Origin of the sequence: Arthrobacter sp. CG_A4, assembly GCF_035985125.1 — a bacterium.
Taxonomy (GTDB): domain Bacteria; phylum Actinomycetota; class Actinomycetes; order Actinomycetales; family Micrococcaceae; genus Arthrobacter.
Map to the genome: position 1 here is coordinate 25,765 of NZ_JAXCID010000041.1, position 8,970 is coordinate 34,734.

8 protein-coding genes are annotated in these 8,970 nt (G+C 64.8%); all 8 read left to right on the plus strand.

Translation table 11 applies throughout. The annotated features are described in order from the left end of the window. The first annotated feature begins 100 nt into the window (after positions 1–100). The 8 genes from RCH07_RS15450 to dnaE all read left to right on the plus strand — a co-directional run bounded on the left by RCH07_RS15450 (position 101) and on the right by dnaE (position 8,873). On the plus strand, positions 101–847 hold the full coding sequence (locus RCH07_RS15450) for a polyphenol oxidase family protein (protein WP_326968369.1): 747 nt from the start codon (positions 101–103) through the stop codon (positions 845–847). After that, entirely contained in the window at positions 840–1,613 is a 774-nt protein-coding gene (locus tag RCH07_RS15455; protein WP_326968371.1) for a YggS family pyridoxal phosphate-dependent enzyme, read from the plus strand. Before RCH07_RS15450 ends, RCH07_RS15455 begins: the two co-directional genes overlap by 8 nt. Positions 1,614–1,699: 86 nt before the next feature. Continuing rightward, positions 1,700–2,230 carry a cell division protein SepF gene (locus tag RCH07_RS15460; protein WP_326968372.1) on the plus strand — a complete coding sequence of 177 codons (531 nt, stop codon included), beginning with the start codon at positions 1,700–1,702 and terminating at the stop codon, positions 2,228–2,230. A 137-nt stretch (positions 2,231–2,367) separates the two neighbouring features. Continuing rightward, positions 2,368–2,676, plus strand: a complete 309-nt coding sequence (locus RCH07_RS15465) for a YggT family protein (RefSeq protein ID WP_326968373.1) — start codon at positions 2,368–2,370, stop codon at positions 2,674–2,676. Positions 2,677–2,825: 149 nt separating this feature from the next. Then, on the plus strand, positions 2,826–3,509 hold the full coding sequence (locus tag RCH07_RS15470; RefSeq protein WP_326968374.1) for a DivIVA domain-containing protein: 684 nt from the start codon (positions 2,826–2,828) through the stop codon (positions 3,507–3,509). Positions 3,510–3,649: 140 nt separating this feature from the next. Beyond that, the gene (lspA, locus tag RCH07_RS15475; protein WP_326968375.1) at positions 3,650–4,243 is read left to right on the plus strand and encodes a signal peptidase II; all 594 of its coding nucleotides are present in this window, start codon (positions 3,650–3,652) and stop codon (positions 4,241–4,243) included. After that, positions 4,233–5,270 carry an RluA family pseudouridine synthase gene (locus RCH07_RS15480; protein ID WP_326968376.1) on the plus strand — a complete coding sequence of 346 codons (1,038 nt, stop codon included), beginning with the start codon at positions 4,233–4,235 and terminating at the stop codon, positions 5,268–5,270. The genes lspA and RCH07_RS15480 overlap by 11 nt, the downstream gene beginning before the upstream one ends. A gap of 72 nt (positions 5,271–5,342) precedes the next feature. Further along, positions 5,343–8,873 carry a DNA polymerase III subunit alpha gene (dnaE, locus tag RCH07_RS15485; RefSeq protein ID WP_326968377.1) on the plus strand — a complete coding sequence of 1,177 codons (3,531 nt, stop codon included), beginning with the start codon at positions 5,343–5,345 and terminating at the stop codon, positions 8,871–8,873. Positions 8,874–8,970 lie beyond the last annotated feature (97 nt).

Here is an 8,970-nt window from a genome sequence, read left to right on the forward strand (position 1 = left end):
CTGAAGCTGATCCTGAAGCACCATGGCACTGCCGGATGGCAGTGCCATGGTGCTTCCTTGTAGGCTCGAAGGTCCGTAACCAAGTTCGGGGGTGTTCTGCGTGTTCTCATGGCGGGCTGAAGTCCGGCCTGGCGTCTGGGTGGCTTTCACCGACGCCGCCGCCGGCAACCTTGCGCTTCATGTCGGCGACGATCCGTCGGAGGTCCAGCGGCGGCGGGCGGCACTCGAACAGGCCGCAGGCCTCGGTATCCGGGGCTTCCAGTACATGAACCAGATCCACGGCAACGCTGTGGCCGTGATCGGCGGCGGCACCGTTGCCACGGGAACAGCCGCCCCCACTGCGGACGCACTGGTGTCCCGCGGCGAACCCCTCGCCGTGATGGTGGCCGACTGTGTCCCGATCGTCCTCGTGGGGACCGTGCCGGCCGGAGCGGACCCGGCTGCCGGGGGAGGAACCGTACTCGGCGTCGTGCATGCCGGACGCCCCGGCGTCGCCTCCGGCGTGGTGCCGGCTGCCGTAGCGCGTCTGCGCGAGCTCGGCGCCGCGGGGGTCGGCGCCTGGATCGGGCCCGCCATCTGCGGCAACTGCTACGAGGTCCCGGCCGGGATGCGCGCGGAGGTGGCCGGGCTTGTCCCCGCTTCCTGGGCCACCACGTCCCGGGGCACACCGGGACTGGATCTGCCAGCCGCGGTCCGCAGCCAGCTGGCGGCCGATGATGTCACGGTCGAACACTCCGGCGGCTGCACGCTGGAAGATGACAGCCTGTTCTCCTACCGCCGCAACAACCACACGGGACGGTTCGCCGGCCTCGTCTGGACTGAGGACAGGACGGACCACGATGAATGAGCACGGGCCCATCAACTGGTCCATCAACGGGCCGGCGGAGAGCGGCCGGAGAGATCCCCGGCTCGCCGAACTCCGGGAGCGCCTCGCCGCCGTCCGGCTCCGCATTGACGGGGCCGTGGCGGCCGCCGGGCGGCAGCAGAACCCCCCGCAGCTGATCGTCGTCACCAAGTTCCACCCCGCAGACGACGTCCGGCGGCTGGCATCGCTGGGCATCGCCGATATCGGGGAGAACAGGGACCAGGAAGCCGCCGGCAAGGCAGTCGGGCTCCACGACTTGGGCCTGCGCTGGCACTTCATCGGCCAGCTGCAAAGCAACAAGGCCAAGTCCGTCGTGAAGTACGCCCACGCCGTGCACTCGGTGGACCGGCTCCAGTTGGCCGCCGCCCTGGCCAAGGCGATGGCGGCCGAACGGGAACGGACCGGACGGACGCCGCTGGAGTGCTTCATCCAGGTCAGCCTCGAGGACGACGCCGACGGCCACCGCGGCGGCGCGCGCCCCGCCGATGTCCCTGCACTGGCCGAGGAGCTCGCCGGCTCAAAGGATCTCCGGCTGGCGGGCATTATGGCGGTGGCACCGCTGGGCGCGGATCCCGACGCGGCCTTCGGTCAGCTCGCGGGGATCTCGGCCCGGCTCACAGCCGGCCATCCGGAGGCCAGCGGTATCTCCGCGGGCATGAGCCAGGACCTGGAAGCGGCCATCCGTTTCGGGGCGACACACCTTCGCATTGGCTCCGATATTCTCGGTCCGCGCCCGGCGTTGGGGTAAGTTCATCGTATTGGAAGGTAACGGCGGGGATTCCAAGGCTGTCAAGTCACGAGTGGCCCGCCTACGGACACGATTAGGAGTCGACCATGGCCGGCGCTCTGCGCAAGACAATGATCTATCTTGGGCTCGCTGATGGCGACGAACACTACGAGTCCGAGCATCACACATCGCACAAGGATGAGGACGGTTCCATGGAGCACGACCGCGAGGAACGCCGTGCACCGGCGCCTGTCCGGGAGGCACCCAGGGAAGAGCCCTACGCCGCTGAAGAGGAATACCGCGCACCTGTGACACCCATCAAGCGAGCGGCATCGAGCCGCGACGAGCACACCGGACTCCGGCAGATCACCACGATCCACCCGCGGTCCTACAACGACGCCAAGCTCATCGGTGAAAGCTTCCGGGACGGCATTCCCGTCATCATGAATGTCACCGATATGGGTGAGGCCGATGCAAAGCGGCTCGTCGACTTCTCCGCGGGTCTGGTCTTTGGCCTGCGCGGCAGCATCGAACGCGTCACCAATAAAGTTTTCCTGTTGTCGCCGTCGTACGTAGAAGTCATCGGCGATGACAAGAAGATCAGCGAGACACAGGCGGCATTCTTCAACCAGAGCTAGACCGGGATTCTTCTGTAGGATGCCAGGCAGGGTCACCTGTCTGGCATCCTTGCTGACTAATCCGTGCTGAAATAGAGACGTAACCATTGTCAGGACACTGCGGTATCCGGAATGAACACGGAGATATGAGTTAGCTCATGGGAATTGTTTTCGGACTTGTCTATATCGCGCTGCTGCTGTTTCTTGTTGCCCTCGTCATCCGGCTGGTCTTTGACTGGGTCCAGATGTTTGCGCGGAGCTGGCGGCCGCGGGGGGCGGCGCTGGTCGCCGCGCATGCTGTGTATTCCGTCACAGACAAGCCGCTGAAATTGCTCCGGCGGCTCATCCCGCCGCTGAGGCTGGGCGGTATTTCGCTGGACCTGGGATTCCTGCTGCTTTTCGTGGCCGTAGCTGTGGCCATGGGAGTCGCCAAATCCCTGACGTTTGCGAACTCGATCGCGGCCTAGCCGGGCAGCGGACCTGGTCCGCGGCCCCACCAGATTGAAACTCCGGTTTGACACTGCGGTGTTGAATTAGAGGAACCAGACCATATTTAGGTACCGTAGTTTTGACGGCCGAAAGGCCTACTGACTAACTAGACCAACGAGGTGACCAGATGGCTTTGACGCCAGAAGACGTTGTCAACAAGCGCTTTCAGCCGACCAAGTTCCGCGAAGGCTACGACCAGGATGAAGTTGATGACTTCCTGGACGAGATCGTCGTTGAACTGCGACGCCTGAACCAGGAGAACGACGAGCTGCGAAAGAAGCTTGCCGAATCCGGCGCCGGCACGCCTGCCAGCTCCACCGCCGCGGCTCCTGTCGTGGAGAAGGTTCCGGCACCCGTCAAGGCCGAGAAGGATGACCGCGCCAAGGCAGAAGCCGAGGCTAAGGCCGCTGAAGCTGCCAAGAAGAAGGAGGCCGAGCAGGCTCCCGTCGCGGCAGCCGCTCCGGCCCGCACCTCCGGTGCTTCCCCGGCGGCCGAGTCCGCTGCGGGCCTGCTGTCCATGGCACAGCAGATGCACGACAGGCACGTCGCCGATGGCGAGCAGCAGCGGGACAAGATCGTCGCCGAAGCGCAGATCGAAGCCAGCAGCCTCGTCAACGATGCCCAGGAAAAATCCCGTAAGATCCTCGGCGCCCTTGAGCAGCAGCGGTCCGTGCTGGAGCGCAAGGTCGAGCAGCTTCGCGGCTTCGAGCGGGACTACCGCTCACGCCTGAAGGCCTACATCGAAGGCCAGCTCCGCGACCTCGATGCCCGCGGTTCTGTTGCCGCACCTGAGGTTGGCGAAGCCAGCTAGGGCAAAAGCCAAGTATTCTGAAAGCCGGTGGCTGAGGATTCCTCGACCGCCGGCTTTTGGCGTTAACAGCCCTATCCCGTGGCCGGCATGGCCACGCAGCAAACTCCCGGTCCCCGCACTGGCTCCCGAACGAAAGCCCTATGACTGACGCATCATCTCCTGACGCCACGCCCTCCGCAGACGCGGCCCCCGCCGGGTCCGCGCCCGTGAATCGGGCCAAGCCGGGACGGGTGCTGTTGCTCTCCGTCTTCACGGGCCTGGCCGTGTTCGCTTATGTTTTCGACCAGTTGACCAAACTGTGGGTGACGGCCACCATGACCGAGGGCGAGCGGATTCCCGTGCTGCCCCCACTGCTGCACTGGTACTACATCCGCAATTCGGGGGCCGCGTTCTCCATCGGGGAGAACGTCACCTGGGTGTTCACCATCATCATGGTGGCTGTGTCCGTTGCGATCCTGTTGCAGTTGCGTAAGCTCGGTTCGCTCTGGTGGGCGCTGGCGCTCGGGCTGCTGCTGGGCGGCGCCCTCGGCAATCTCACCGACCGGCTCTTCCGCGAGCCGTCGTTCGCGATGGGCCATGTGGTGGACTTCATCCAGTTGCCCAACTTTGCGATCTTCAACATCGCGGACTCGGCCGTGGTGTCGTCTGTCGTGATTATCTGCCTGCTGACGCTGCGCGGGATCTCCCTGGACGGCTCGCGCACTACAAAGGACACGGCGAAAAATGACGCCTGACGACGCACTGCCCAAGAAAACGCAGTCTGACAAGCTGATGCCTGATTTACTCCTGCCGGACGATGCCGACGCCGATGACCACCTTGCGGCGGGACCTGCGCGGTCCTTCCGGTTTGTCGTTCCGGACGAGCTCGCGCGGACCCGGGTTGACGCCGGCCTGGCGCACCTGATGGACATTTCCCGCTCCCAGTCCGCCGTGCTGATAGCCGAAGGCAATGTCAGCAGTAGGGGCAAAGCGGTAGGGAAGTCACTCAAACTCACCCCCGGTGCCGTGCTCGACGTCGTCGTTCCGGAACGCCGGGACCCCCTGGAAATTGTGGAGGAAGTCGTGGAGGACCTGTTGATCCTGCTGGACGATGACGAGTTTGTCGTCATCGACAAACCGGTCGGCGTGGCGGCACACCCGTCTCCGGGTTGGGTAGGCCCCACGGTTGTCGGCGGGCTGGCGGGACTCGGCTACCGGATCGCCACCTCCGGCGCGCCCGAACGCGCCGGTATCGTCCACCGGCTCGACGTCGGGACCTCGGGCGTGATGGTGGTCGCCAAAACCGAGGACGCGTACACCGCGCTCAAGCGGGCCTTCAAGGAGCGCGCCGTGGACAAGGTCTACCACGCGGTGGTCCAGGGCCTCCCGGACCCGCTGGCCGGCACCATCGACGCTCCCATCGGCCGCCACCCCGGCCACGACTGGCGATTCGCCGTGATCGAAGACGGCCGGGACTCGATCACGCACTACGAGGTCCTCGAGGCCTTCGGGAAGGCCTCACTCGTGGAGGTGCACCTGGAAACGGGGCGCACGCACCAGATCCGTGTGCACTTCTCCGCGCTGCGCCACCCCTGCGCCGGCGACCTGACCTACGGTGCGGACCCGCGGCTCGCGGCCACGCTGGGACTGACCAGGCAGTGGCTGCACGCCCGCCAGCTGTCCTTCGACCATCCCCGGACGGGGGAGCGGGTTACCGCCACGAGCGAGTACCCGGAGGATCTTCGCTACGCGCTGGAGGTCCTCGAGTCCGGACAGGCCTGAACTTCCGGGCCGTGATTCAGGGCGGCCGCAGCGCCGCGCCGGAAGGTGGCCCGGCGGCACTAGAATGATTCGGTGACTTCCAGCAACGACTCTTTCGTGCATCTCCACAACCACACCGAATACTCCATGTTGGATGGTGCGGCGAGACTGGGAGACCTGTTCGACCACACCAAAGAGTTGGGCATGTCCTCGCTGGCCACCACGGACCACGGCTTCGTCTTCGGCGCGTACGACTTCTGGAACAAGGCCCGCAACGCCGGCGTCAAGCCGATCATCGGAGTGGAGGCCTACCTGACGCCCGGCACCGCCCGGGCGGATAAGACCCGTGTGCGCTGGGGCGACGGCGGGCGCAATGACGTCTCCGGTGCCGGTTCCTACACCCACATGACCATGTGGGCCGAGAACACCCAGGGCATGCACAACCTGTTCCGGATGTCCTCGCTCGCCTCGCTGGAGGGCTACCTCTACAAGCCGCGGATGGACCGGGACCTGCTGCAGACCTACGGCAAGGGACTGATCGCCACCACCGGCTGCCCCTCCGGCGAGGTGCAGACGAAGCTCCGCCTCGGCCTGTACCAGGAAGCCAAGCAGGCGGCGTCGGAGTTCCGCGATATTTTCGGCGCCGACAACTTCTTCTGCGAACTGATGGATCACGGCCTTGACATTGAGCGGGCCGTCCAGGGCGATCTAATCAAGCTCGCCAAGGAACTCGGACTGCCGATGGTCGCCACCAACGACCTCCACTACACCCACGCCGAGGACGCCGCCAGCCACGCGGCCCTGCTCTGTGTGCAGTCCGGCTCCAGCCTGGCTGACCCCAAGCGGTTCAAGTTCGATGCCGACGAGTTCTACCTGAAGTCGCCCGCCGAGATGCGCGCCATCTTCAGCGACCACCCCGAAGCCTGCGACAACACCCTGCTCATCGCCGAGCGCTGCGACGTCCAGTTCAATGAGAACGCCAGCTACATGCCGCGCTTCCCGGTGCCCGAGGGCGAGGACGAGCAGTCCTGGTTCGTGAAGGAAGTCGAAAACGGCCTGCACTACCGCTACCCGAAGGGCATCCCGGACCACGTCCGCAAGCAGGCGGACTTCGAGGTGGGCGTCATCACCCAGATGGGCTTCCCCGGCTACTTCCTGGTCGTGGCCGACTTCATCAACTGGGCCAAAAACAACGGCATCCGGGTGGGCCCGGGCCGTGGTTCCGGTGCCGGCTCCATGGTGGCCTACGTCATGCGCATCACCGACCTGGACCCCCTGGTCCACGGCCTGATTTTCGAGCGCTTCCTGAATCCGGAACGTGTCTCCATGCCCGACTTCGACGTCGACTTTGATGATCGACGCCGGGCGGAAGTGATCCGGTACGTCACCGACAAGTACGGCGATGAACGCGTCGCCATGATCGTCACCTACGGCACCATCAAGGCCAAGCAGGCGCTTAAGGACTCTTCCCGTGTGCTCGGTTACCCGTTCTCCACCGGCGAGCGGCTCACCAAGGCCATGCCGCCGGACGTTATGGGCAAGGGCATCGCCCTTGCGGACGTCCACAATCCGGAGGCGCAGCGCTACTCCGAGGCCGAGGCACTGCGCGAACTGCTCAAGTCCGACGCCGATTCCCAGAAGGTCTTCGAGACGGCCCTTGGCCTTGAAGGCCTGAAACGGCAATGGGGCGTCCACGCCGCCGGCGTCATCATGTCCTCGGACCCGCTGATCGACATCATCCCGATCATGCGCCGTGAGCAGGACGGCCAAGTCATCACCCAGTTCGACTACCCCACGTGTGAGGGCCTCGGCCTGATCAAGATGGACTTCCTCGGCCTGCGGAACCTGACGATCATCACGGACGCCGTCGAAAACATCAAACTCAACAAGGGCGTTGACCTGGTCCTGGAGGACCTCGGCCTGGAGGACCAGGGCGCCTACGAGCTGCTGGCCAGGGGCGACACCCTCGGTGTTTTCCAGCTCGACGGCGGGCCGATGCGCTCCCTGCTCAAGCAGATGCGGCCCGACAACTTCGAAGACATCTCCGCTGTCATCGCGCTGTACCGTCCGGGCCCGATGGGCGCGAACTCGCACACGAACTATGCGCTCCGCAAGACCGGGCTGCAGGAAATTGTGCCGATCCATGCCGAGCTCGAGGAACCGCTCGCGGAGATCCTCGGCGGCACCTACGGCCTGATCGTGTATCAGGAGCAGGTGATGGCCATCGCGCAGAAGGTGGCCGGTTTCACGCTCGGCCAGGCGGACATCCTGCGCCGCGCCATGGGCAAGAAGAAGAAGTCCGAGCTGGACAAGCAGTACGCCGGCTTCGAAAAGGGCATGCTGGACAACGGCTACTCCGCCGCGGCCATCAAGATGCTCTGGGACATCCTGCTGCCGTTCTCCGACTACGCCTTCAACAAGGCACACTCGGCCGCCTACGGGCTGGTGTCCTACTGGACCGCGTACCTCAAGGCCCACTACCCGGCCGAGTACATGGCCGCCCTGCTGACCAGCGTCGGCGACGACAAGGACAAGCTCGCGCTCTACCTCAACGAGTGCCGCAAGATGGGCATCACGGTGCTGCCGCCGGACGTCAATGAATCCAGCGTCAACTTCACCCCGGTGGGCACGGACATCCGCTTCGGCATGGCCGCCATCCGCAACGTGGGCGTCAACGTCGTCGAGGCGATGGTCAACTCCCGCGAATCAGAGGGCGCCTTCACCTCCTTCAAGGACTATCTGCTCAAGGTTCCGGCCGTGGTCTGCAACAAGCGCACCATCGAGTCGCTGATCAAGGCCGGGGCCTTCGATTCGCTGGGCCATCCCCGCCGGGCGCTGGCGATGATCCATGAAGAGGCCATCGACTCGGTCATCACGCTCAAGCGCAATGAGGCGATCGGCCAGTTCGATCTCTTCGCCGGCTTCGAGGACCAGGAACCCGAAGCTTCGCTCACCACCGAAATTCCGGACCTGCCCGAGTGGGAGAAGAAGGACAAGCTCTCTTTCGAGCGCGACATGCTGGGCCTGTACGTCTCGGACCACCCGCTGCAGGGCCTGGAAGGGCTGCTGAGCCAGCACGCGGACCAGACCATCACCTCGGTGATCGGCGAAGACGGACCGAACGACGGCGCCATCATCACCATCGCCGGCATGATCACTTCACTGAGCCGCCGGATCGCCAAGGCCAGCGGCAACGCCTATGCGCGCGCCGAGGTGGAGGACCTCGGCGGGTCCATGGAGGTCATGTTTTTCGGCCAGGTCTACGGGCCGATCGCCTCGGTGCTCGCGGAGGACCTGATTGTGGTGGTCAAGGGCCGCCTGCAGAAGCGCGACGACGGCGCCGTCACCCTGAACTGCATGGAACTGTCCGTCCCGGACCTTAGCGAGAGCATGAACGGCCCGGTGGTGATCACGATGCAGACGCACAAGGCGACCGAAGCGGTGGTGACCGAACTCGGCGACGTGCTCCGGACTCACCGCGGCAGCTCCGAAGTCCGGGTACATCTGCAGGGCGACACCCGGGTGGAAGTCATGGGACTCCCCGTCCACCTGCGCGTCAACCCCAGTCCGTCGCTGTTCGGGGACCTGAAGGTACTCCTGGGCCCCACCTGCCTGGACAACTAAGAGCTCACTGATTATTTAGTTGGTGTGTCGCGTTTTTTGAGGGTGTAGTTCCATTCGGGGTGCCATTCGTGTCTGGTCAGGGTGCCGCTGTCTTCTA

Bases quoted from the DNA above. Each gene is read 5' to 3' on its own strand.
- RCH07_RS15460 (WP_326968372.1), top strand. From the start codon at position 1,700: ATGGCCGGCGCTCTGCGCAAGACAATGATCTATCTTGGGCTCGCTGAT.
- lspA (WP_326968375.1), top strand. From the start codon at position 3,650: ATGACTGACGCATCATCTCCTGACGCCACGCCCTCCGCAGACGCGGCC.
- RCH07_RS15480 (WP_326968376.1), top strand. From the start codon at position 4,233: ATGACGCCTGACGACGCACTGCCCAAGAAAACGCAGTCTGACAAGCTG.
- RCH07_RS15470 (WP_326968374.1), top strand. From the start codon at position 2,826: ATGGCTTTGACGCCAGAAGACGTTGTCAACAAGCGCTTTCAGCCGACC.
- RCH07_RS15455 (WP_326968371.1), top strand. From the start codon at position 840: ATGAATGAGCACGGGCCCATCAACTGGTCCATCAACGGGCCGGCGGAG.
- RCH07_RS15465 (WP_326968373.1), top strand. From the start codon at position 2,368: ATGGGAATTGTTTTCGGACTTGTCTATATCGCGCTGCTGCTGTTTCTT.